Raw genomic sequence first — 21,558 nt, forward strand, 5'->3', positions numbered from 1 at the left:
CCACACCGTTCTGGCCCGGAAACTCCAGGCCTACCTACGCTGGCGCAACGCCAACGCCCGTCACCCCGACGTCCTGGCCGAGCAGCGCCGCGAACGAGCCCGTATCCGCAGCGAACGCCAACAACGCTGGGGACGGGCTCGAACACGAGCAGCGTGATCAAACCCGGCGAACCTTCCGGGTCAGCGCACTAGGGCCTGTTTAGAAAGTCTGGTTCGGGCGGCATGTCGTATCCAGAGACGAGTGAGGTCTCCGATAGATGGATCAACGACCAAGAAGACCATCAACACCGCAGACCTCGTGCCCAGCGTATCGATCGGAGCGCGCAAGGACCTGACGGACCGGCAGTGGCGGACTTTGGAACCGCTGCTGCCGCCTGGTGGACGACGGGGTAGGCCGCCCAAGTGGTCGCGCCGGCAACTGGTGGACGGCATCCGGTGGCGGACTCGTGTGGGTGGGCCGTGGCGTGACGTGCCCGAGCGGTACGGGCACTGGCAGTCGGTCTACCACCTGTTTCGCCGCTTTCAGCGTGCCGGGGTCTGGGCGCTGGTCTGGGCAAAGCTGATGGCTTTGGCCGACGCCGCCGGGCTGATCACCTGGAGTGTGTCGGTGGACTCGACCATCAATCGGGCCCACCAGCACGCTGCGGGCGCCCGCCACGAGGTGAGCGGGCAGGTCGAACCACCGGGAGACGAGCCGCCCGATCACGGGCTGGGGTGCTCACGCGGCGGCCGGACCACCAAGATCCACCTGGCGTGTGAGCAGGGCCGCAAGCCGATGGCGTTGCTCATCACCGCCGGGCAGCGCGGGGACAGCCCGCAGTTTGTCCCGGTCCTGGGGCGGGTCCGGGTCGCCCGGTTCGGGCGTGGGCGTCCACGCACCCGCCCGGACCGGGTGCTGGCCGACAAGGCGTACTCGTCCAGGGCCAACCGCGCCCATCTGCGCCGCCGCGGGATCGCGGTCACCATTCCGGTCAAGGCCGATCAGCAGGCCAACCGCAAAGCCAAGGGCTCGGCCGGAGGGCGCCCGCCGGTGTTCGATCCGGACGCCTACCGGCTCCGCCATGCCGTCGAGTGCGGCATCAACCTGCTGAAACAGCACCGGGCGGTCGCGACCCGCTATGACAAGCTCGCCGTCCGCTATCAGGCCACTATCGAGGTGGCCGTGATCGACATCTGGCTCCGCGCCATCACCAAGACCACTTCTTAAACACGGCCGGTTGAAGGTCGCCCGGAGCTTCTTGCCTGTTCGGACGGCGTTCGCTGCTGCAGTTTGGCGGGGTTCACCCGTCGTAGGGGCGTTTGCGGGTGTGGACGGACGGGCCGTCGAGGACGGTGTCCGGGTAGCCGCTGACCTTCGGGCTGACCTGCATTTCGATCTGCTCGTGGCTTCCGTCAGCGTAAGTGAGTGAAACCACGAACGTGATAAAGGTGCCGTCGATGCCCGACCCGGTCCTCAGAACGCGGCCAACGTCGAAGATCACAAGACGTGAACCGCTGGATAGGAACTCCTTGCAGTTAGCATCATTCAGCCCGGAGTCCTCGTCCTGCATGGCGCAAGCCTTCGTCCAATTGCGGCGGCGAACCAGGTCGAGATAGGTGACCAGCGTCGCGCGAGCTCGTGCCTGTTCTCGGCGCTCCGCGGCTTGGCCGTTGGCGACGAGGTGCCACACCGCGATGCTCACGCAGATGAGAGGGAAGATCATCAGTGTGGCGAGCACTGCGGACCGGCATGGGCGTGCCATGGGTGGTGATCTTACGTGGGTGGGAGCCGTTGAACGTGGCCGTTGCCGTCAGGGTTGCCGTCAAAAGGCCCGGAACCGATCATGATTCCGGGCCTTTTGGCTGGTCATCTGTGGTGGGCAGGGGCGGGGTCGAACCGCCGACCTTCCGCTTTTCAGCTATGGCAACCTCCTGCCGCGTGAGCATCGACCGAGGTTGGACGGTGGGCGACGTGTGCCGCTGGTCGGGATCGTGCGCCGCTGTTGCTGTTACCGTTGCTGTCACCCGTCAGCCATCTTCGTGAAGGTCACACGCTGTGCCGTGAGGTTGGGCCGGGCCTGGTAGCCGGCATCGACCCAAAGCGCTTGGGTGTGCTTCGGGTCGGTAGCCCACCAGGCTTGGTAGCTGAAAGCGCTACTGGGGAGAGCGGCGCCGATCAGCGCTGAGATCTCCGCGAACGTCATCTCGATGCGCTGGCGGCCGTCGGCCCGAAGATGGCGCTCCAATCGCTCGTACTGCTCTCGCTGAACCACGGCTCCATCATGGGCGACGGGCCCTCGCCTGTCAGCTTGTTAGGGACTACAAGCAGATCAGCACCGTCCAGGCATGTCCCTACAAGTCCCCTGGACAGCGCCGCGACGTCCCGCACGTCCATACCCGTCCATGGTCATCCGACCCCGTTGTTAGCACCGCCGTTAGCACCCCCACCCATCCCGGAGGGCGCGCCCGCGAACGGCGAGACGGTGTGACAGACGGATTCGCGTCGGCGTGCCCTCCGGCTCGCGGGGGGCTGGGCCGCGAAGCCCCCGCTTCACGCGCGTTCAACCCCGGGCACCTACCTTGACCTCAACCATGGTCGAGGTAGCAGGCTTGCGGCATGATATTCACTGCCGCGGAGATCACATACCTTGCCGGGCATTCGCTGGGACGTCTGGCAACCATCGGGGCGGGTGGGGCTCCGCAGGTCCAGCCGGTTGCCTTCTGGATGAACGCGGACACCGGATCCATCGACATCGGTGGGCCAGCGTTGACCAGGAGCCAGAAGTTCCGCAACGTCCAAGCCGATCCGCGGGTCTCCTTCGTCGTTGACGATCAATCCGAGACGCCTAATCCGCTCGGCCAAACGGGGCGAGGTATCGAGGTGCGCGGGGAGGTAGAGATCGTGGTCCTTGATCGGCCCCTCATCGAGGCGTTTTCCAACGAAACATTCCGCATCCACCCGCGCCGGATTATCACCTGGAACGTTGAGGAGTTCGGTCCAGCCTTACCCGAACGGCTGCCGCACTTGCAGGGCTATAATTTTCGCAACATATCCCATTAAGACACGCCCCTCGGTTGCCGTCTTGGACGGTGCGACTCACTTTTCGGAAGCGGGTTTCGCCGGAGAAGTCTCGCAAGAGGCGGAGTAAGCGCGGGAACGGTGAGGGGAGCATCTGGCTTCGTAAGGATGGCCGGTACGGCTTCGCCGCCTACGTCCCCACCACCGCCGGCACCCTCAAGCGTCCAGGGGTACGCCCGGTCTCACGAGGACGCTCGCAAGAAGCTGACCAAGCTTCTGGAGCAGGCCGACCAGGGCATCCCTGTCTCGTCCGAGAGTTGGACGGTCGCGGAGTACCTGGCGTACTGGCTCAAGAACGTCGTCCAGGTCGAGCGGCGGCCCAAGACGTACCAGGGATACGAGGGGGCCGTCCGCCGGTACCTGGTCCCGGAACTGGGCAATAGGCGGCTCGGCAAGCTCACCGCTCGTGACGTGCGCCTGGCCTTCACCCGCATCCGGGAGGCGTGCCAGTGCTGCCGCAACGGCTGGGACGACGCCCGGGAGGTGCCGCGCTGCTGCTCCCTCAAGGGCGGTCAGTGCTGCGGCTCCCGGCTGTCGCCGCGCATGGTCCAGTTCGTGCACGCGGTCCTGCGCAACGCTCTGCAGATGGCCGTTCGGGAAGAGATCATCCCGCGCAACGTGGCCAAGCTCGTCACGGTCTCCACGCCCAAGTACGGGGTCAACCGGGGCCTCACGGTCGACCAGGTGCGGGACGTCCTCAAGGCGGCCAGCGACGAACGGCTCTACGCGCTCTACGTCTTGGCCCTCTGCCTCGGCCTGCGGCGCGGCGAGCTGCTCGGGCTGCGCTGGGAGGACGTGCGGCTCGTCGGCTGCCGGGCCTGCGGCGGTGAGGGAGGCACCCTCGACGGCGACCCGTGCGGCCGGTGCGCCGAATCCGGTGTCGAGTCGGCCACGCTCGAAGTCGTCCAGACGCTGCAACGGGTCGGGGGAGCGCTGCGGTTCGTCCCGCCCAAGACGGTCGACTCCAAACGCACGGTCCCGCTCCCGGATCTGTGCATCACCGCGCTATGCGAACACCGGGTGAAGCAGGATGCCGAACGGGCCGACGCCTGGCCGGACTGGCAGGATCACGGGCTCGTCTTCCCGTCCCGCCTCGGCACGCCCATGGAGCCGGACAACCTTCGCCGTAGCTGGGGCCGTATCCGCGCGGCGGCCGGACTCGACGGCGTCCGCTTCCACGACATGCGGCACACGTGCGTCACGCTGCTCCTGGACCTCGGCGTTCCGCCTCACATCGTCCGGGACATCGTCGGTCACAGCGACATCGAGGTGACCATGACGATTTACGCTCACGCGGCCGTCGACGAGAAGCGGGCGGCGCTTCGGAAGCTGGGGGATGCGCTCGGCTGAGGCCGTTGCTGTCAAAAGGCCCGGAACCGTGATTGGTTCCGGGCCTTTTGGCTGGTCAATGAAGTGGGCAGGGGCGGGGTCGAACCGCCGACCTTCCGCTTTTCAGAAGTAGCAACCACCCTGCGGTCACCCCGTCCACCGAGGTCAGACGGTGTTCAACGTGCGCCGGTGGTGCCGCTTGGTTGCCGTCGTTGCCGTCAGGGTTGCCGTCACCGGTCGGTGTTGTCAGGCGACTTTGATTGAGTGGGGACCGACGCTGACGGTGATGTCCAGGTGCCCGCCGAGCGCGGTCGCGTAGGCGCGGAGGGTCTCCAGTTCCATGGCTTCAAGGTTGCCGTTTTCGATCTGGGAGATGCGGGACTGGGAGACCCCCAGAATCTGGGCGACGTCGGCTTGCGTCTTGCCGATGGCTTTGCGGAGTTCCTTGAGGTGGTGGCCGGCGACGTAGGCGTCCAGTTCGGCGCGCGCCTGGGCCTGGCGCTCGGGGTCGGCCAGTTCAGGGTTGCGGCGGTGTGCTTCGGCTTTGATGTCCTGCCAGCGGCGTCCGGTGCTCATCGTCCGCCCTCCTTATCCTTCGCTGCCCGGTACTCGGCGTAGCGGGCCTCGGCCAGTGGGATCGCCTCGTCGTACCAGCGTGACCACTGCCCGGCCTTGTCTCCGGCGACCAGGAAGATCGCGGCACGGTCTGGGTCGAAGACGAACAGCATGCGGATCTCCGATCGTCCTCGGCTGCCGGGCCGCAGCTCCTTGAGGTTGCGCAGCTCGCTGTGTTCCAGGGTGTCGACGAGCGGCCGTCCTAGTGTCGGCCCGACCTGGGCCAACCTGTCGATGGCCTGCTCGATCAAGGCTGCGGTGTCCGTCTCTGATTCACACAGCTTAAGGAACCAGCTCTCGACCGGTTCAAGGAGGATGACATCCCAGGGCACCCCACCAATATAACCTCTAGCTCATACTGCAGAGCTGACCGTCCGCTTCCTGACGACGTCCGTTGCCGTCAAACGCAACGCCCCGGGCCTCATGGCTCCGGGGCGTTTTCGCTGGTCAACATGGTGGGCAGGGGCGGGGTCGAACCGCCGACCTTCCGCTTTTCAGGCGGACGCTCGTACCGACTGAGCTACCTGCCCAGAACGCGCGTCGGCGCGTCTGGCGGTCCTGACGGGATTTGAACCCGCGGCCTCCACCTTGACAGGGTGGCGAGCACTCCTAGCTGCTCCACAGGACCTTGCTGCTCCGAGCTTAGCGGCTCTGGAGGGGTGTCTCGGCCGGTGGCGACCCGGCGTTTGGCACGTCCGAGAGCATACGTGATGGCCGAGGACTGCGCCAACTCGTTAGCGCGGGGGGCGGCGGGGGATAGAGCGTCACGGAGAGACATCGGACGGGTGCTGGTTGGTGACGATGGGTCTAGTGTGTCCAGGTTGCGCGACTGTGCGTGACCAGAGGGTGACATAGGAGGGAGGTCGGCGTGGTCGCAAAGCTCCCAGACCAAAGCGCCGAGGACTACCAGCGAGGGCTCGGCACGCGGCAGATCCAGATGCTGGCGATCGGCGGGACGATCGGGACCGGGTTGTTCCTCGGGGCCGGGGAGAACATCGCCAAGGCGGGGCCGAGCCTGATCCTGACGTACGCCGTGGCGGGGGTGGCGCTGTTCTTCGTCATGCGGGCGCTCGGCGAGTTGCTGACGTACCGGCGGACGGAGGGCGGGTTCGCCGGGTATGCCCGGGAGTTCCTCGGTCCGTTCTGGGGATACGCCACGACCTGGACGTACTGGATCATCTGGGTGACGACCGGCATGGCGGAGCTGACCGCGGCCGGCACGTACATCCAGAAGTGGTGGCCGGGGGTCGAGCAGTGGCAGACGGCGCTGGTGGCGCTGGTCGTGCTGTTCGTGGTGAACCTGATCTCGGTGAGGCTCTTCGGGGAGCTGGAGTTCTGGTTCGCGATGATCAAGATCGCGGCGATCGTGATGATGATCCTGGTGGGTGTCGGGGTGCTGGTCTTCGGCTTCAGCGATGCGGGGGACACGGCGAGCGTCGGGAATCTGTGGGATCACGGTGGTGTGTTCCCCGAGGGATACTCCGCCACGATCATGACCCTGCAGATGGTGATGTTCGCGTACCTGGGCGTCGAGCTGGTGGGTGTCACGGCCAGCGAGGCCAAGGATCCGGAGAAGAACATTCCGCGGGCGATCAACGCGCTGCCGCTGCGGTTCGCGCTGTTCTACCTCGGGTCGCTGCTGGTCATCCTGGCCGTGGTGCCCTGGACGGCCTTCAAGGGCGGCGCGAGTCCGTTCGTGGTGGCGTTCGACCAGATCGGCATTCCGGGCGGGGGCGACATCGTCAACTTCGTGGTGCTGACCGCGGCCCTGTCGTCCTGCAATGCGGGCGGGCTGTACTCGACGTCCAGGATGCTCAGGACGGCCGGAGTCAACGGCGACGGGCCGAAGGTGCTCTCGCGGTTGAACGGGCGCGGCGTTCCGGTGTTGACGGTCGTCATCTCGGCGCTCGTCATGGGCATCGGGGTCGTCGTCAACGCGGTCGTCCCGGAGAAGGCGTTCGGGTACATCACCTCGGTGTCGACCGGTGGAGCGCTGCTGGTGTGGACGGTCATCCTGGCGGCCCACATGGTCTATAGGCGGCGGACTGCGGCAGGAGCGCTGCCAAGGTCGCCCTACCGGATGCCGTGGGCGCCTTACAGCAGCTGGCTCGTGCTGGCGTTCTTCGTGTTCGTCACGGTGACGATCGCGTGGGGGGCCGATACGCGGATCGCGTTGTACGTGATGGCCGCGTGGGTGGCGCTCATCGTGGTCGGCTGGCCGCTCGTCCGGCGGAGTTCGCAGGCCGCGGAGACGAAGGTGGCCGTGGAGAGCGCCAGCGCCTGACCCTCCATGGGATGATCCCGTGAGGCGGTTCCATCCCCCCGGAGGCGCGCGTGACCAGCAGGCTAGAGATTCGTGTGCGCTGGGTCCTGCTGGTCGTCGTGGGCGTGGCGAACGTCATCGGCTCGCTGGTGGTGCTGCTGTTCGCGACGTTCGTCGTGCCCGATCCACCGCTGGACGACCGCGACTACGTCCACATGGTGAACGCGGTGGCGTTCTTCAGCTATCCGGTGGTGGCCGCTCCGGGGGCGCTGGTCATGGGGTTGTGGCTGTGGCGGCCCGTCGTCACGTTCGTCCGGGACGGGGGAGAGCCCGGCCGGGAGCAGCGGCGGGCCGTCCTGCTGGGGCCGCTGCGGCTGACGATGCTGATCGGCGCGTTGTGGACGGTCGGCGCGCTGGGGTGGGCGACGCTCGACCTGGTGCTGTTCACCGGGCGGCTGGCCGTGAAGACCGGGTTGACGTGCCTGCTCGGCGCGGCGACGACCTGCACGATCGTGTACCTGCTGTCGGAGCGGCTGCTGCGGCCGGCGGCGGCGCTGGTGCTGGGGAAGGAGCGCCCGAAGAGGTTCCGGTTGCCCGGTGTGACGACGCGGGTGATGCTCGCGTGGGCGCTCGGGACGGCCATCCCGGTGTTCGGGCTGATCTGCGTCGCGGTCGCCGCGCTGGCCGCGCCGGACATCAACGTCGAGCAGCTCGCGATCACGATCCTCGGGCTCGGCGGCGTGGCGCTCCTGGCCGGGGTGTATGTCACCTACATGGCGACACGGGCGATCGCGGATCCGATCAAGGCCGTCCGGAAGGGGATGGCGCAGGTCGAGCGGGGCGATCTGGGCGCCGAGGTCGCGGTGTACGACGCGAGCGAGGTCGGGCAGTTGCAGGCCGGGTTCAACCACATGGTCGCCGGCCTGCGCGAGAACGAGCGGCTGCGCGACCTGTTCGGCCGGCATGTCGGCGAGGAGGTCGCCGACCTGGCGCTGGAGCGCGGCGACATCACGCTCGGCGGCGAGACGCGCGAGGTGGCCGTGCTGTTCGTCGACCTGACCGGTTCGACGAGGCTCGCCGACACCCGGAGCCCGGACGAGGTCGTCGGCCTGCTCAACCGGTTCTTCGGCGTCGTGGTGACGGTGGTGGCGAAGCACGGCGGCTGGATCAACAAGTTCGAGGGGGACGCGGCGCTGGCGATCTTCGGGGCGCCGACGCAGCTGGAGGACTCGGCGGGCGGGGCGCTCGGCGCGGCCCGCGAGCTGGCGGTGCGGCTGCGCGCCGAGGTGCCGATGCTGGCCGCGGGGATCGGGGTGTCCGCAGGCGCGGTCGTCGCCGGCTACATCGGCGCGGAGGAGCGGTTCGAGTACACGGTGATCGGCGATCCGGTGAACGAGGCGGCGCGGCTCAGCGACCTGGCGAAGGACGACGCCGGGCGGGTGCTGGCGTCCGCGACCGTCCTGGACCTGGCGCATCTGGCCGAGTCGGACGAGTGGGACATCGGCCGGTCGGTGATGCTGCGCGGCCGGAGCCGCCCGACGCGGCTCGGCGCCCCGCGGCGTCCGCCGGAGGCTGCGAGCGGAGGCGAGGTCGAGCGGGTCCGGCTCCGGTTCCCGCGGCCGCTGCGGCGGAGCCGGCGGCTGCTGGTCGGCGCGCTGATCCTGTCGAAGGCGGCCAAGAGCGCGCGTATGCCGGATAAGTCCGACGAGCCCGAGTAGCGCCGCCGCCGTTCTGCCGGCAGGCGCCGTGTCCTCCCCGTCCCGGACGGGCCGGATGCGTATCGTCGCCGGCAGTACACGGTCTGCTACCGGCCCGTAAACCCCGGTGTCACCGGACGGCCCGAGGGTTGGGGCGGACAGCCCCGGCTCCCGAGAGGTGACAGATGCACCGACGGAATCGTCTCGCGCTCCTCGCCGTCACGGCCACCACGGCGCTCGCCGTCCCCGCGACGGCGGCCGCGGCCGGCCCCGGCCCGGACCCGGCCCTGGTGCCGCGCCCCGGCGTCCTACACCCCGGCGCGCCCGCTCCGCGGCCCCGCGCCGAGACCGCGCCGTACGCCCGGATCGTGGACGTCGCGCACCGCGGCGCGTCCGCGTACGCGCCGGAGAACACGCTCGCCGCGTTCAGGCTGGCCAAGGCCAAGCACGCCGACATGTTCGAGCTGGACGTCCAGGAGACCAAGGACCACAAGCTCGTGATCATGCACGACACCACGCTGGCCAGGACGACGAACGCCGAGGACCTCTACCCGGACCGCAAGCCCTGGAAGGTCGCGGACTTCACGCTCGCCGAGATCCGGAAGCTGGACGCGGGGTCGTGGTTCGCGGCGAAGTACGAGGGCGAGCGCGTCCCGACGCTGCCCCAGGTGCTGACAGCGATGCGCGGCCGGGGCCTCGGCCTGCTGCTGGAGATCAAGAGCCCGGCCCTCTACCCGGGCATCGAGAAGCGCATCGCCGCGGCGCTGAAGCGCTCGCCGTCCTGGCTCCGCTACGACCCGAGCGAGCGGCGCCTCGCCGTCCAGTCGTTCGACTGGGACTCCGTGCGCCGGTTCCACGCCATCCTGCCCACGGTGCCGACCGGCCTGCTCGGCACCCCGAAAGTCGAGGACCTGCCGGAGCTCGCCGAGTACGCCGACCAGATCAACCCGACGTTCGGCGACTTGACCGAGTCCTACGTGAACAAGGTGCACGCGTCGCGGATGGACGTGCTCACCTGGACGCTCAACGACCGCGGTGACATGGAGAAGGCCGTCAGCCTGGGCGTGGACGGGATCATCACCAACAAGCCGGATGTTCTGCGCTACGTGCTGGGGGCGTCCCGAGCGGCCGAGGCCGCCGCCTGATCAGGGCAGCAGCCGGCGGGCGTGGGCGGTCAGCGCCCGCGCCGCCGGGCTGCGCGGCCCCTCGGCCCGCCAGGCGAGCGCGATGCGGCCGCTCAGCCGGGGCCGGACGATCGGCATCGCGTGCAGCGCGTCCGGCAGGCCGCGCGCGGCGGACTCGGGCAGCACGGCGACGCCGAGGCCGTGCGCGGCGATCTGCGCCAGTACGGGCGGCTCGCCGGCCTCGAACGCGATGCGCGGGCGCAGGCCGGCGTCCGCGAACGCCGCGTCCAGGACGGCGCGCAGCCCGGTCCCCTTCGGCAGGCTGATCAGCGCCTCGCCGCCGAGCGCCCGCAGCGTGATCGTCGATCGCCGGGCCAGCGGGTGGTCGCGGCCGACGGCGGCGTAGAGGTCCTGCTCGATGACGACCCTGGTCGCGACGCCGTCGGGCGGTTCGGCGCCGAGGCTGAGGAACGCGAGATCGACGTGTCCGGTGCGGAGCCCGTCGGTCAGGGTGTCGGTGTCCTCCTGAATAACCGTGATCTCCACATCCGGATGTGCGCGAGCGAATTCGGCGATCATGCCGGGTAGGTCGAGCGACCTGATCCAGTCGACGGTGCCGACCGTGACGTGCCCGCGCAGCAGCCCGGTCAGCTCGTCCACCGACAGCCGCGCGCCCGCGACGGCCGCGAGCGCCGCCCGCGCGTAGGGCAGGACGGCGGCGCCGACCTCGGTCAGCCGGACCGTCCGCCCGGACCGGTCGAGCAGCGGCTGGCCCAGTTCCCGTTCCAGCTGCCGGATCTGCGCGCTGACGCCGGGCTGGGCGACGTGCAGCCGCGCGGCGGCCTTGGTGAAGCTCGCCTCTTCGGTCACCGCGACGAAGTACTCAAGCTGGCGAAGCTCCATAAGCGGACATGCTAGCCGCGCGCCTGCCCAGCGCCATGGCTTCTGCCCGAACGAACCCGGCCCGGTCGGCGGCGAGCCCGTCGGCAACCTTTTCTTTGGCCCTTCTTGGGGGCGTTACTGCAGTTCAGAGGACTGATTCCGGCCTGGGCGGTGAATACCTCACCTGCGGGAGGTCGGGTGTTCGGACGGCGTACATGGTCCATACGGGTACGGATGACCGTGATTGCCGGAGTGGTCACCGCGGTGATCTGCGTCATCGTGGCCACGCTGGTCCTCGTGGAGGTGCGCGGCTCGGAGACCGACCACAAGCGCAGCCAGGCGACGGCCGCGGCGCTGCGGGTCAGTTACGAGATGCGCCGCGGCCCGGTGCGCGGCGACCTCGACGCCCCGGACGACGTGGTCGTCCAGGTCATGGACCAGAACCGGACGGTGATCGCGGGCACGCCGGGCCCGTCGCTGGACGGTCCGCCGATCGCCGGTTTCCTCCCGTCGCAGACCCAGGTGTACTCCACCCGGGACGTCTGCTCGGCGGCGGACCTGCACGGCTGCGCGTGGGTGATCGGGTTCCGCGTCTACCAGCCCGGCGGGGACTGGCTCGTCTACGCCGCCGCCCCGACCGTCCCCTGGTTCGTCAGTCCCGGCCTCTTCATGGTCCTGGTCAGCCTCTCGCTGCTGGTGACCCTGCTGGCCTGCCTGCGCACCTGGGGGACCGTCGACCAGACCCTCGCCCCCGTGGATGCGATCCGCGCCGAACTCGCGGAGATCACCGCGCAGCAGTCGGGCCGCCGCGTCACGGTGCCGGACAACCAGGACGAGATCAGGCGGCTCGCGGAGGCCGCGAACGCGACGCTCGACCGCCTCGACAGCGCCCTGGAGCGGCAGCGCAGCTTCACCTCCGACGCGTCCCACGACCTGCGCAGCCCGATCGCCGCGGCCCGCATGCAGATCGAGGAGGCCCTCCTCTTCCCCGACGACGTCGACTGGCCGCGGACGGCCCGGGGCGTCCTGCAGAGCCTGGAGCGGCTCCAGGCGATCGTGACCGACCTGCTGCAGCTGGCCCGCCTGGACGCCGCCGCTTGGAAGGACGTCGAGACGGTCGACCTCGGCGCCATGGTCACCATCGAGGTGGCGAGGTCGGACCGGACGAAGCGGATCGTCCCGCACCTCCAGGAGGGCGTCACGGTGCGTGGCGACCGGCTCCGGCTCGTCCGCCTCTTCACGAACCTGCTGGACAACGCCGAGCGGCACGCCGAGTCGCGGGTCGACGTCACGGTCCGCCGCGTCGACGGCCAGGCCGTCCTGGAGGTGCTGGACGACGGCGCCGGCATCGCCGAGGAGCAGCGCGACGTCGTCTTCCAGCGGTTCGCCCGGCTGGAGGCCAGCAAGGCGCGCGACCCGGGCGGCACCGGTCTCGGCCTGCCCATCGCCCGGGAGATCGCGCGGCTGCACGGCGGAGCCCTCACGATCGAGGACAGCAAGCGCGGCGCCCGATTCGTCCTGCGCCTCCCGCGGAACGCCCCGGAACACCCCGGCCAACCCTGACGCCGGATGTGGAGAACCCCGCGGCCTCGGGTGCGCGCGGGGTCGGCGGGGTCTCGGGCCCGCGCGGGGACGGGCCGGACGTGGGTCGCGCTGGTCAGAGGGCGGATCGCGCGGGCAGGCCGCGCAGGTGGATCCAGCCTTCGATGTCCGTCTCCTTCACCCTGCAGCCGATGGGCTCGTACTCGTCGGCGTTCACGTAGCCGGGGCTGTGGGCGATGACGGAGTCGTAGACGAACCGCGACGCGATGAAACCGAGGTCGGCGCCCGTCGCGGCGAGCCTCTCCTTCAGCGGGGCGGCGTCGAGCAGCCGCGCCGCGGTGATGATCGTCCAGCCGGACACGCCGGGCGGGTCGGGCATCACGGGCCCGACGTCCAGCGCGACCCGGAGCTGGACGCGGACCGCCTCGCTCGACCGGTGGTTGTGGCGCCGCAGCCGCATCCCGAGCACGGCGATCATCGGGTCGATGACGGCGGCGGTCGGTATCCCGGGCGGGACGACGATCAGCGCGCCGTCGCCGCGGTCCTCGCTGTAGCAGGCGTCCCACGGCACCCCCGACTCACCGAAGGACTCCCGCAGGGCGGCGTACATCGCGCGCCGCACCTCGATCCGGTCGGTCTCGTCGCGGACGCGCGAGCTGAAACCGGCGATGTCGGTGAACACGATGGTGCAGTTCTGCCCCGCCCACGACGGTCCGGCGGGGGCGGACGAGTCGATGGCCATGGGCTGCGTCGGCTGCGTGTAGGACGGGACGCGGGCCGCCGCCGGGTACGGGGCCTGGGACGTGTGCGGGTCGCGGGGCGAGAGCGGAGGCACCGGTACGTACGCCGTCGCGTAGACCTGGTGCGAGCCGTACTGGACGGCGGACCCGTACGAGTACGCATGCGCGGCCCTGTACGCCCGCGCCTCGGAGTTCTGGTGATCGTGCGTGGACCCCGGCTGCTCGGTGAGCCGGTCGTACATCTCGCGTTCCATGACGGCGACCACGCGCGGGTGGTTGCTCAGGTACGTGACGAACTGCTGCGTGGTCAGCCGCAGCGCGTGCAGCGGTTCCATCGCGACGATGGTCGCGGAGCGCCGGCGCAGCATCAGCGCGGCGCGCTCGCCGATGATGTCCCCCGGGCCGCGGAAGGCGATGATCCGCTCGTGTCCGTCCCGCTCCACGCAGACCCGCACCGTGCCGAACTTGATCACGATGGTGTGGTCGGCGGCCTGGCCCTCCTCCCACAGCACGGCGCCGGCCGGGTACATGACTTCCTGCGCGGTCGCGAGGAACTCGGCGCGTTCGATGGTGGTGAGGGAGAGCCAGAACCCGGGCCGCTTGGACGGTACGTCGGGCCGGACGGGCGCCGGGGCGACCTCGTGCGCGTTCTCAAGGTCGGTGTTCTCGGTCTCGAGGCCGGTGTTCTCGGCCGAGAATTCGTCGTGCGGCTTCCGGGGGCGGACGATCCGCGTCTCCGGGTGGACGATCTGGTCCGGGTCGTGCCGGTGGGCGCGTTCGTCCATCAGCACGCCCGCCTCTCGATCGACGACCGGACGGATCTCGCGGGCGTCGAATGCGCGGGCGTCGGATGTGCGGGGGTCGAGTGTGCGGGGATCGAATATGCGGGGGGCGAATTCGTGGGGTGGACGCCAAAGGTCGGGAGATGAAGCTGCTGTCTTGACATGTCAGGGACCCCATGCCTCGAATCGCGACTTCGGTTCCGTGCGCGGTGCCCGGGATCGTCCGGTGCCGATCGCGGTGCCGAAGTCGCTTCACCTATAGCCCGTACCGCGTGATCGCGGTTAGACTGGGTGAGTCCGCAGAAAACGTTTTGGCAGGTCAGCCCGGATCTTTCTGCGTTTCCGCAGGGTGTCTGCGGCAGACCCGCCAGCGCGCTTTCGCGCGGCTCCGGGAGTCGCTCTCCGCTTTTCGTCGATCGTCTTGGCTGCCAACCGGTGATCGGCCGAAAGCGGCGGGCGACTCTGTTCGTTGCGGCCGGTAATGGCTCGTCGTTCTGCTGGCCTCCCCGTTCGGTGCGTGTCCCCTTCGTCCTCCGTGTGCCGGCGGCGCCCCGTGCCCCGTGGCGGCGTCCCGTGGCCCGGTCCGCCGGTGGCGAGTGCCCGCCGGGGGACACGCCTTCCCCGCCGGACCTCACCCTGCGTCAAGATCGTCATCTGCCGGATGTGGCATCGCGTCCTGTTGCAGGTGACTATGTTGTAATGTGCTAGGTAGCAGATTAGCAGACGACGGCGCGGCATGCAGCAGTTTGAGAGCTTCCGAGGCGAGTTTGGGGCTATATGGCCGGGTCTGGAGCCTGGAGCGAAGATCGCATGACCAAGAAATGTAGCGCTGTGGTGGCAAGCGGGATGTCGGGTCCCGATTTGCCATGTAGCATCCAGGCTGGTGGCACTAACTACTTAGAGTGAGCGAATACGATGTCCAGTGACCAGGGGCCGATAGTCCAGAGTGCGCTGCTGCGCTCGGAGCTCGTCCGGCTGCGCAAACAGAAGAAGCTGACGCAGGAGCAGGTCGCGCGGCAGCTCGAGTGGTCCTCGTCCAAGCTCATCAGGGTCGAGGGCGGAAAGAACGCCATCACCCGGACCGACCTGCAGGCTCTGCTCGGCGTGTACGACGTCACCTCGGAGGGGCGCCTGGAGCGGCTGCAGGCATTGGCCCGAGGCGCGCGCGAACCCGCATGGTGGAACGCCTACCGCGGTGAACTCGACCCCAGCTTCCTCAACTACGTCGGGTACTCGGCGGGCGCGGCCTTCATCCGCCAGTTCCACGGGACGGTCGTCCCGGGGCTCATCCAGACGCCCGAGTACGCCGAGGTGCTGTCGACCGGCAAGGCGTCCGAAACAGCGCGGGTGCTCGCGGCGAAGCTGCGCATCCAGCGGCAGCAGGAGCTCGCCAAGCGGGAGAACCCGCCGCGCCAGCACTACATCATCGACGAGGCGGTCATCCGCCGGCATGTCGGCATCAAGGTCGACCCCGCGATCATGCCGGCCCAGCTCAATTACATCGCCGACTCCGCCGAGCGCGACGATCTGCTGACCGTGCGGGTCATCCCCTTCAGCGCGGGCGCGCACCTGGGGCTGGAGGGGCCGTTCAGCATCCTGGAGTTCGACGGCGACCTCGACGACGTCCTCTACCTGGAGGGGCGCTCAGGCGCCAGCATGATGATCAGCGGCGAGGACGACACGGTCATCGAATACCGCGACACGTTCGAGCTCCTGCTGGAGCAGGCGCTGCCGGCCGATCAGTCCATCGCGCTGCTCCGGCAGGCCGCCGAAGACCTCATGGCCTGACCAGGGCCTGACTCGCGCACCGCAACTCGACTCGACCGGAGGTGAAGGCCGCAGCGGACATCCGACAAGGCGAGTGGCCGTCATAACACGCAGCGTGATCTTGTGTTCCCTTGTAGGCGGGATAACTAGAACCGTTTACACTCGTGATCGGGAAATTATCCACAAGGTCGTGGTTTGTCGTGCCCTGTTCGGTGCTCGTCCGGCGGGTGTTCTCGGCCGATCGGTGGGCGAGACGGCACCGCCGGCAATGGACGGAGGTTGCTGGATGGTCTATCGGTTCACTCGCGGAGCCGCGCTGAACTGGCGGAAGAGCAGCGCGAGCGCCGGCGGCAGCGATTGCGTCGAGGTGGCGGCGCTCGGCTCGTCGGTACTGGTCCGCGACTCGCGTGACCCCTCCGCCGGTGCCATTGCCCTCGGCCGCGCGCAGTGGAATGCGCTCGTGGACGCCGCCCGGGGCGGCGATCTGGATCTGGTCTGAGTCTCGTGACTCATTTCCCCGCCACCGCTGAGAAATTATCGACCATTGCCGCTCCCTGACGCCTTTACCGGCGATCTTTGACAGACCGACGACGCCGCCGGGTCTGAACCGGCCTCCCTCGCGTCCGGTGCCGCCGCAGCGGGTCCCCGGCGTTCCTCCCACCCCCGCCGGGCCGACGCTCCCCTGGACGCCGCATCACACGGGACCGGCCACTCGTAGCGGACGCCTTGGCTCCGCCGAGCCTTCGAGTCAGCTCGGAGCCGATGTTGCCGGTGGAGCCCGTGACCAGGATCATCTGGCGTCCTTTCACCAGGGGAGCGGCCGGCCGTCGCGGAAGAACCCACCGGTCGGGCCGTCGTCGGGGAGGGTCGCCGCCCACACGACGCTCGCCGCGCCGGCGGCGACGGGACGTCCGCCGGGGCCGCCCATGTCAGTCGCGACCCAGCCGGGGCAGACCGCGTTGACGAGGATGCCGTCCGCGCGGAGTTCGGCGGCGAACATGCGGGTCAGCGCGTTGAGGGCGACCTTGGACGCCGTGTAGGCGGGGGTGCCGCCGCCCATGTTGGTCAGCGAGGCGGCTTCGCTGGAGACGTTGACGATGCGGCCGTGCGGGCTGCGGCGCAGCAGCGGGAGCAGGGCCTGCGTCAGGCGCCACGGCCCGTACAGGTTGGTCTCGGCCGCCTCCCGGACGACGGACAGGTCGGCGGTCGACGCCCGCTGCCAGGTGTCGTAGGTGATCGCCGCGTTGTTGACCAGGACGTCGAGCTGGCCGATCCCGGACGCCGCGCGGTCGATGTCGACGGCCGAGGTGACGTCCAGGCGGAGGGGTGTGGCGCCCGCTTCGTTGGCCGCGCGTTCGGCGGCCTGCGGTGAGCGGGCCCCGAGCAGGACGTCGTGGCCGCGCGCGACGAGCTGCCTGCACACTTCGAGGCCGATGCCCCGGTTCGCCCCGGTGACCAGCGTGACCGTCATGGCCTCCCTCCCCTCTCGGAAGGATCATGTGGGGAACGGCCGCGCGTCCAATACCGGGCGTGATTACCATCGGCTATGGACGCCCATCTGCGGGATTTGCGGTACTTCGTGGCGGTCGCCGAGGAGCTCTCCTTCACCCGGGCCGCCGAGCGGCTGTTCCTGTCTCAGCCGGCGCTGAGCAAGCAGATCAAGCAGCTCGAGGAGCAACTGCGGGTGCGCCTGTTCGACCGTGACCGGCGCACGGTCGCGCTCACGGCGGCAGGACGCGCGCTGCTCCCGGCGGCGCGCGACATGCTCCGTGCGTGGGACGAGGCGCAGCGCGCGGTGAGCGACGCGGCGGCGAACGACGCGTCCGTCCTGACCGTGGGCCTGTCCACCAGTGTCGGACGCGGGCTCCTCGCGGACATGCGGGAGCGTTTCGCGGAACGCCGCCCCACGTGGAGTATCCGCTTCCGCCAGGTCAACTGGGACGACCCCACGGCCGGCCTGGCGGACGGGGACGTCGACGTCGCGTTCGTGTGGCTGCCCATCCCGCGCCAGGAAGCATTCAACATTCAGGTCGTCGCCGAGGAGCCGCGCTGGGTCGCGCTCAGGGACGACCATCTGCTGGCCGGACGAGAGAGCATCGCGTTCGAGGAACTCCTGGACGAACCGTTCCTCGCGCTGCCTGATGAGGCCGGGCCCTTGCGCGACTTCTGGCTCGCCGTGGATGACCGTGGCGGGAAGCCTGCCCGCGTGGGTGCGATCGTGTCGAACGCCGACGAGACGTTCGCCGCGCTTGAAGATGGCAGCGGTGTGGTGCTGATGGCGTCCGGCAACGCCGCCATCTACCGGCGTCCAGGAATCACGGCCATACCGGTGACCGGCCTGAGCCCGTGCCGGCTGGCCGTGGCATGGCGGGCAGGCGACCATCGCAGCGTGATCCGAGACCTCCTCCACACCGCGGGGACATGACCTCTTACGGCATGGCGTTATTTGGAAGTCACCCAGACGAAGCCGTCCGGATCGGTGAAGGGCCCGGCATCGCTCCCGATCGCGAGCCGGTGCGATCCGGTGCCGTCGGGGGCGACGCCGGCGACCTTGGCGAGGGCGCGGCGCTTGATGAGCGCCAGCTTGACGGGACTCGACGCGGCGGCGAACTCGACGTATCTGCGGCCGTAGCTCTTCGTCACGGCGAGGCCGCGGTCGATGTAGAACCGCTTGCTCGCGGCCACGTCCTCGACTCCCAGCTGGAGCACGATGTCGTCGATCTGCCGGGTGGCCGGGCCGGTGTCCTTCTTCGACGAGCTCGCGACCGTCCAGATGGTCCCGTCCGGGGCCTGCACGGCGCCGCCGTAGCCCCAGAGCGACTTCGCGGCCGGCTTCAGCGCTGTGGCGCCGGCGTCGACGGCGGCGTCGATGAGGGCGTTGACGTTGGCCGGCTGGGACGCGGTGAGCGACATCGTGAACCCGCGGAAACCGGTCGTCGGCGCCTCCGACGCCTCCAGGCGCACCTGGGCGTCCATACCGAAGGCGGTGGTGTAGAAGCGGTCGGCGGCCGCGGGGTCGGCCACTTCAAGGGTGACGAATTCGACGGAAGCCATGCCGGTCACGTTAGGCGGCCTCGGAGCCCGGCGCTTCTCGATTCCTGATCGAACCGGTCACGTTCGCCCCATGCCCGGCGGTGGTGTTCAGCGGACGCCGCGCGGGCGGAACTGGATGCTGATGCGGGGGCCGGTCACTCGGGTGCTCTTCGGGATGGCGTGCTCCCATGTCCGCTGGCAGTTGCCGCCCATCACGATGAGGTCGCCATGGCCCAGTTCGTGGCGGATCGTCTCACCGCCGCCGCGCGGACGAAGCGCGAGAGTTCGCGGTGTGCCGACCGACAGGATCGCCACCATCGTGTCGTGGGTGGCGCCGCGTCCGGTGGTGTCGCCGTGCCATGCCACGCTGTCGCGGCCGTCCCGGTACAGGCAGAGGCCAGCCGTACGGAACGGCTCCCCGAGTTCGTCGCCGTAGTGGTCGTCGAGCGCCGCCTTGGCCTCGTCCAGGACGGGATCGGGGAGCGGCATGTGCTCGTCGTAGAACGCCAGCAGGCGCGGCACGTCCACGACCCGCTCGTACATGCGCCGCCGCTCGGCCCGCCAGGGGACGGACGTGAGCAGACGCTCGAACAGCGCGTCGGCACCGGGAATCCAGCCGGGCAGGACGTCCACCCAGGCGCCGCGGGACAGCCGCGTCCGCCGCGCCGACGTCAGCGGACGCGGGCCGTCCCCGTCCGTGCGGTCCAGCAGCGAGCCTTGGAACATGCCGCCACTGTACCCGGTCAGTCAAACATGTGTTCGATCACGGCGGTCCGGTCAGTGGCGGAAGACCAGGGCCAGGACGCGCAGGGACAGGACGGAGCAGATCACCAGCCCGCAGTAGCCGAAGAACTGGTAGAGGGTCACGTCCGGGGTTATGGCCGGGCCGCCTTTCAGGCCGAGCAGCATCACCGCCATGACCCCGGCCGTCGAGGCGAGGACGGTGAGGAGGGCCTGCTGGAGGAGGCCGGTGGCCGTCCGCCGGTCCCGCTCGTCCGCGAAGAGGCGAATGTTCACGCTCAGCCGGCCGGCCTCCGCGGCGGCGGTGATCCGGTCCAGGCGCCGGGGGAGGCGGCGCAGCACCGGCAGCAGTCCCATCAGCTCGTCGGCCGCGGCCTCCTGAAGCGACGCCGGCCGGAGACGTTCCCGCAGGTGGGCCTCGCCGAACGCCTGCGCCCCGGGGACGATGCCGAAGCCGGGCGCCAGTTCGGTGAGCCCGCCCTCCAGCGTCGCCAGCGCCCGGAACACGGCCGCGATCTCCGCCGGAACGGCCAGGTCGAACCGTGCGACCAGCCGGAACAGGCCGGTGAACATCGCCATGTCCGGGACGGAACCGGGGCCGAGATGCCGGGTCATGAAGGCGCCGAGGGCGCGGGTGAGGGCCTGCTCGTCCAGCTCGTCGGGCCGGGCGACGATCTCCAGGAAGGCGTCCGTCACCGCGACCGCGTCGCCCCGGTTCAACGCGTGCAGCATGTGCTGCAGGCAGCGGCGGAGTTCGGGGCCGAGCCGTCCGACCGAGCCGAAGTCGATCAGGCCGAGGCGGCCGTCGTCGAGCAGCAGGACGTTGCCGGGGTGCGGGTCCGCGTGGAACACGCCGTCGAGGACGATCTGGCGCAGCACCGTGTCGAGGAGGGTGTGCGCGAGTTCCGTCCGGTCCAGGCCGTGCGCGTCGATGCGGGGGCCGGCGTTGCGCAGGGACGTGCCCTTCAGGCGCTGCATCACGAGGACGCGGCCCGTGCACAGGTCGTCGTGCGGGCGCGGGACGACGACGTCCGGGTCCTTCGCGGCGGCCCCGACCGACGCCATGTTGCGGGCTTCGACACGGAAGTCGAGTTCCTCGCGCAGTGCGGCCGCGAACCCGCCGGCGAGATCGACGACGCCGAACGCCTTCGCCCACGCCGCGCGGCTCTGCAGGGTGCGGGCGAGGCGCCCGACGATGTCGAGGTCGCGTTCGACGACGGCGCGGATGCCCGGCCGCTGGACCTTGACCACGACCTCCTCGCCGGACTTGAGCGTGGCGGTGTGCACCTGCGCGACTGACGCCGCGGCGAGCGGCTCCCGGTCGATCGTCGCGAACACGCTTTCGGGTGGAGCGCCCAGTTCGTCCCGGATCACTCGCGCGATGTCGTGCCATGGGACGGGTGTGGCGCGGTCCTGGAGCCGCCCCAGTTCCTGGACGAACTCCGGCGGCAGGACGTCCCGCCGCGTCGACACCACCTGGCCGAGCTTGACGAACACGACCCCGCCCTGTTCGAGAGCATGCGCGAGGGACCGGGCCGTGCGGGACGTCGGCCGGGCGCGTCCGCGCAGGTAGGGGCCGAGGCCGTGGCGCAGGAAGATGAAGGTGATGCGCCAGTACCGGCGCGTCCGCGCGATCCGGGCGCGTGCGCCACCGACCCAGTACAGGGGCGACGGGACCGTCCCGGACGGGACGAACGCCTCCCACAACACCAGCACCGTCATCGACACCAGAAGCGCGCATGCGACCCCGAGGCAGACGAACCACAGCAGAGGCGTCAGCTCCTGGCGTTCGCGGAGGTCGCCGACCAGCGCGGTGATGATCGGCGACGCCACCGCCTGCCCCGCCGTGCCCGCCACGACCGTCCGGAAAAGGGAGAACCGCACGTTCAGGAGCCTCCGCGCCCCCGCCGCCATGATCCATGTGTTGATCGCCGTGCCGACCACGAACGCGACGACCGCCGCCGATGTGCTCATTCCGCCCCCGC

20 protein-coding genes, 2 tRNA genes and 1 pseudogene are annotated in these 21,558 nt (G+C 69.7%); 11 read left to right on the plus strand and 12 right to left on the minus strand.

The window, feature by feature from the left end:
* Positions 1-157, plus strand: a pseudogene (locus AL2_RS39970) (IS630 family transposase); the annotation flags it as partial.
* 156 nt (positions 158-313) lie between these two features.
* The gene (locus AL2_RS13695) at positions 314-1,207 is read left to right on the plus strand and encodes an IS5 family transposase (RefSeq protein WP_218003658.1); all 894 of its coding nucleotides are present in this window, start codon (positions 314-316) and stop codon (positions 1,205-1,207) included.
* Between the two features lie 73 nt (positions 1,208-1,280).
* On the opposite strand, the gene AL2_RS13700 is transcribed toward AL2_RS13695, so the two are convergent.
* On the minus strand, positions 1,281-1,682 hold the full coding sequence (locus AL2_RS13700) for a hypothetical protein (protein WP_157438141.1): 402 nt from the start codon (positions 1,680-1,682) through the stop codon (positions 1,281-1,283).
* A gap of 318 nt (positions 1,683-2,000) precedes the next feature.
* A complete protein-coding gene (locus AL2_RS13705) occupies positions 2,001-2,252 on the minus strand; it encodes a DUF7662 domain-containing protein (RefSeq protein WP_067633816.1) in 252 nt (83 codons plus the stop codon).
* A gap of 344 nt (positions 2,253-2,596) precedes the next feature.
* On the opposite strand from AL2_RS13705, the gene AL2_RS13710 reads away from it, so the two are divergent.
* A complete protein-coding gene (locus AL2_RS13710) occupies positions 2,597-3,040 on the plus strand; it encodes a PPOX class F420-dependent oxidoreductase (protein WP_067633817.1) in 444 nt (147 codons plus the stop codon).
* 126 nt (positions 3,041-3,166) lie between these two features.
* Complete coding sequence (locus AL2_RS13715; RefSeq protein WP_245666637.1) at positions 3,167-4,408, plus strand: tyrosine-type recombinase/integrase; 1,242 nt, start codon at positions 3,167-3,169, stop codon at positions 4,406-4,408.
* A 225-nt stretch (positions 4,409-4,633) separates the two neighbouring features.
* On the opposite strand, the gene AL2_RS13720 is transcribed toward AL2_RS13715, so the two are convergent.
* The 4 genes from AL2_RS13720 to AL2_RS13735 all read right to left on the minus strand — a co-directional run bounded on the left by AL2_RS13720 (position 4,634) and on the right by AL2_RS13735 (position 5,630).
* Positions 4,634-4,963 (minus strand): helix-turn-helix domain-containing protein, encoded by a 330-nt coding sequence (locus AL2_RS13720; protein WP_067633819.1) that lies wholly within the window; start codon positions 4,961-4,963, stop codon positions 4,634-4,636.
* The gene (locus AL2_RS13725; RefSeq protein WP_067633821.1) at positions 4,960-5,334 is read right to left on the minus strand and encodes a type II toxin-antitoxin system RelE/ParE family toxin; all 375 of its coding nucleotides are present in this window, start codon (positions 5,332-5,334) and stop codon (positions 4,960-4,962) included. The genes AL2_RS13720 and AL2_RS13725 overlap by 4 nt, the downstream gene beginning before the upstream one ends.
* 121 nt (positions 5,335-5,455) lie before the next feature.
* Positions 5,456-5,532 (minus strand) — tRNA-Phe (locus AL2_RS13730).
* A gap of 20 nt (positions 5,533-5,552) precedes the next feature.
* A tRNA-Asp gene (locus tag AL2_RS13735) sits at positions 5,553-5,630 on the minus strand.
* Between the two features lie 240 nt (positions 5,631-5,870).
* On the opposite strand from AL2_RS13735, the gene AL2_RS13740 reads away from it, so the two are divergent.
* The 3 genes from AL2_RS13740 to AL2_RS13750 all read left to right on the plus strand — a co-directional run bounded on the left by AL2_RS13740 (position 5,871) and on the right by AL2_RS13750 (position 10,107).
* Positions 5,871-7,286, plus strand: a complete 1,416-nt coding sequence (locus AL2_RS13740) for an amino acid permease (RefSeq protein WP_067633822.1) — start codon at positions 5,871-5,873, stop codon at positions 7,284-7,286.
* A gap of 50 nt (positions 7,287-7,336) precedes the next feature.
* Positions 7,337-8,983: an adenylate/guanylate cyclase domain-containing protein gene (locus AL2_RS13745; RefSeq protein WP_245666639.1), complete on the plus strand. Its 1,647-nt coding sequence runs from the start codon at positions 7,337-7,339 to the stop codon at positions 8,981-8,983.
* 164 nt (positions 8,984-9,147) lie between these two features.
* On the plus strand, positions 9,148-10,107 hold the full coding sequence (locus AL2_RS13750) for a glycerophosphodiester phosphodiesterase (protein WP_067633824.1): 960 nt from the start codon (positions 9,148-9,150) through the stop codon (positions 10,105-10,107).
* Here the strand turns inward: AL2_RS13750 and AL2_RS13755 are convergent, their stop codons facing one another.
* Positions 10,108-10,989, minus strand: a complete 882-nt coding sequence (locus tag AL2_RS13755) for a LysR family transcriptional regulator (protein ID WP_067633826.1) — start codon at positions 10,987-10,989, stop codon at positions 10,108-10,110.
* A gap of 213 nt (positions 10,990-11,202) precedes the next feature.
* Between AL2_RS13755 and AL2_RS13760 the strand changes: the two genes are divergently transcribed.
* The gene (locus tag AL2_RS13760) at positions 11,203-12,531 is read left to right on the plus strand and encodes a sensor histidine kinase (protein ID WP_067633827.1); all 1,329 of its coding nucleotides are present in this window, start codon (positions 11,203-11,205) and stop codon (positions 12,529-12,531) included.
* Positions 12,532-12,625: 94 nt separating this feature from the next.
* Here the strand turns inward: AL2_RS13760 and AL2_RS13765 are convergent, their stop codons facing one another.
* The gene (locus AL2_RS13765) at positions 12,626-14,035 is read right to left on the minus strand and encodes a cyclic nucleotide-binding domain-containing protein (RefSeq protein WP_157438142.1); all 1,410 of its coding nucleotides are present in this window, start codon (positions 14,033-14,035) and stop codon (positions 12,626-12,628) included.
* A gap of 912 nt (positions 14,036-14,947) precedes the next feature.
* Here AL2_RS13765 and AL2_RS13770 point away from each other — a divergent pair.
* Together AL2_RS13770 and AL2_RS13775 are read left to right on the plus strand one after the other, a co-directional pair.
* The gene (locus AL2_RS13770; RefSeq protein ID WP_067633831.1) at positions 14,948-15,820 is read left to right on the plus strand and encodes a helix-turn-helix domain-containing protein; all 873 of its coding nucleotides are present in this window, start codon (positions 14,948-14,950) and stop codon (positions 15,818-15,820) included.
* Positions 15,821-16,085: 265 nt separating this feature from the next.
* Positions 16,086-16,298 (plus strand): DUF397 domain-containing protein, encoded by a 213-nt coding sequence (locus tag AL2_RS13775; protein ID WP_067633833.1) that lies wholly within the window; start codon positions 16,086-16,088, stop codon positions 16,296-16,298.
* Positions 16,299-16,604: 306 nt separating this feature from the next.
* Here AL2_RS13775 and AL2_RS13780 read toward each other — a convergent pair whose 3' ends face one another.
* On the minus strand, positions 16,605-17,270 hold the full coding sequence (locus AL2_RS13780) for an SDR family oxidoreductase (protein ID WP_067633835.1): 666 nt from the start codon (positions 17,268-17,270) through the stop codon (positions 16,605-16,607).
* A 75-nt stretch (positions 17,271-17,345) separates the two neighbouring features.
* On the opposite strand from AL2_RS13780, the gene AL2_RS13785 reads away from it, so the two are divergent.
* Positions 17,346-18,224 (plus strand): LysR family transcriptional regulator, encoded by an 879-nt coding sequence (locus tag AL2_RS13785; RefSeq protein WP_067633837.1) that lies wholly within the window; start codon positions 17,346-17,348, stop codon positions 18,222-18,224.
* A gap of 17 nt (positions 18,225-18,241) precedes the next feature.
* Here AL2_RS13785 and AL2_RS13790 read toward each other — a convergent pair whose 3' ends face one another.
* The 3 genes from AL2_RS13790 to AL2_RS13800 form a co-directional block, all read right to left on the minus strand.
* Positions 18,242-18,853, minus strand: a complete 612-nt coding sequence (locus AL2_RS13790) for a VOC family protein (protein ID WP_067634209.1) — start codon at positions 18,851-18,853, stop codon at positions 18,242-18,244.
* 87 nt (positions 18,854-18,940) lie between these two features.
* A complete protein-coding gene (locus AL2_RS13795; protein WP_067633839.1) occupies positions 18,941-19,558 on the minus strand; it encodes an alpha-ketoglutarate-dependent dioxygenase AlkB in 618 nt (205 codons plus the stop codon).
* 51 nt (positions 19,559-19,609) lie between these two features.
* On the minus strand, positions 19,610-21,547 hold the full coding sequence (locus tag AL2_RS13800) for an ABC1 kinase family protein (RefSeq protein ID WP_067633841.1): 1,938 nt from the start codon (positions 21,545-21,547) through the stop codon (positions 19,610-19,612).
* Positions 21,548-21,558: the final 11 nt, after the last annotated feature.

This window comes from Actinomadura latina NBRC 106108, assembly GCF_001552195.1.
In the GTDB taxonomy this organism is placed as follows: domain Bacteria; phylum Actinomycetota; class Actinomycetes; order Streptosporangiales; family Streptosporangiaceae; genus Spirillospora; species Spirillospora latina.

Bases quoted from the DNA above. Each gene is read 5' to 3' on its own strand.
- AL2_RS13790 (WP_067634209.1), bottom strand. From the start codon at position 18,853: ATGGCTTCCGTCGAATTCGTCACCCTTGAAGTGGCCGACCCCGCGGCC.
- AL2_RS13775 (WP_067633833.1), top strand. From the start codon at position 16,086: ATGGTCTATCGGTTCACTCGCGGAGCCGCGCTGAACTGGCGGAAGAGC.
- AL2_RS13720 (WP_067633819.1), bottom strand. From the start codon at position 4,963: ATGAGCACCGGACGCCGCTGGCAGGACATCAAAGCCGAAGCACACCGC.
- AL2_RS13770 (WP_067633831.1), top strand. From the start codon at position 14,948: ATGTCCAGTGACCAGGGGCCGATAGTCCAGAGTGCGCTGCTGCGCTCG.
- AL2_RS13750 (WP_067633824.1), top strand. From the start codon at position 9,148: ATGCACCGACGGAATCGTCTCGCGCTCCTCGCCGTCACGGCCACCACG.
- AL2_RS13755 (WP_067633826.1), bottom strand. From the start codon at position 10,989: ATGGAGCTTCGCCAGCTTGAGTACTTCGTCGCGGTGACCGAAGAGGCG.
- AL2_RS13765 (WP_157438142.1), bottom strand. From the start codon at position 14,035: ATGGACGAACGCGCCCACCGGCACGACCCGGACCAGATCGTCCACCCG.
- AL2_RS13800 (WP_067633841.1), bottom strand. From the start codon at position 21,547: ATGAGCACATCGGCGGCGGTCGTCGCGTTCGTGGTCGGCACGGCGATC.
- AL2_RS13715 (WP_245666637.1), top strand. From the start codon at position 3,167: ATGGCCGGTACGGCTTCGCCGCCTACGTCCCCACCACCGCCGGCACCC.
- AL2_RS13780 (WP_067633835.1), bottom strand. From the start codon at position 17,270: ATGACGGTCACGCTGGTCACCGGGGCGAACCGGGGCATCGGCCTCGAA.
- AL2_RS13710 (WP_067633817.1), top strand. From the start codon at position 2,597: ATGATATTCACTGCCGCGGAGATCACATACCTTGCCGGGCATTCGCTG.
- AL2_RS13760 (WP_067633827.1), top strand. From the start codon at position 11,203: ATGACCGTGATTGCCGGAGTGGTCACCGCGGTGATCTGCGTCATCGTG.
- AL2_RS13785 (WP_067633837.1), top strand. From the start codon at position 17,346: ATGGACGCCCATCTGCGGGATTTGCGGTACTTCGTGGCGGTCGCCGAG.
- AL2_RS13795 (WP_067633839.1), bottom strand. From the start codon at position 19,558: ATGTTCCAAGGCTCGCTGCTGGACCGCACGGACGGGGACGGCCCGCGT.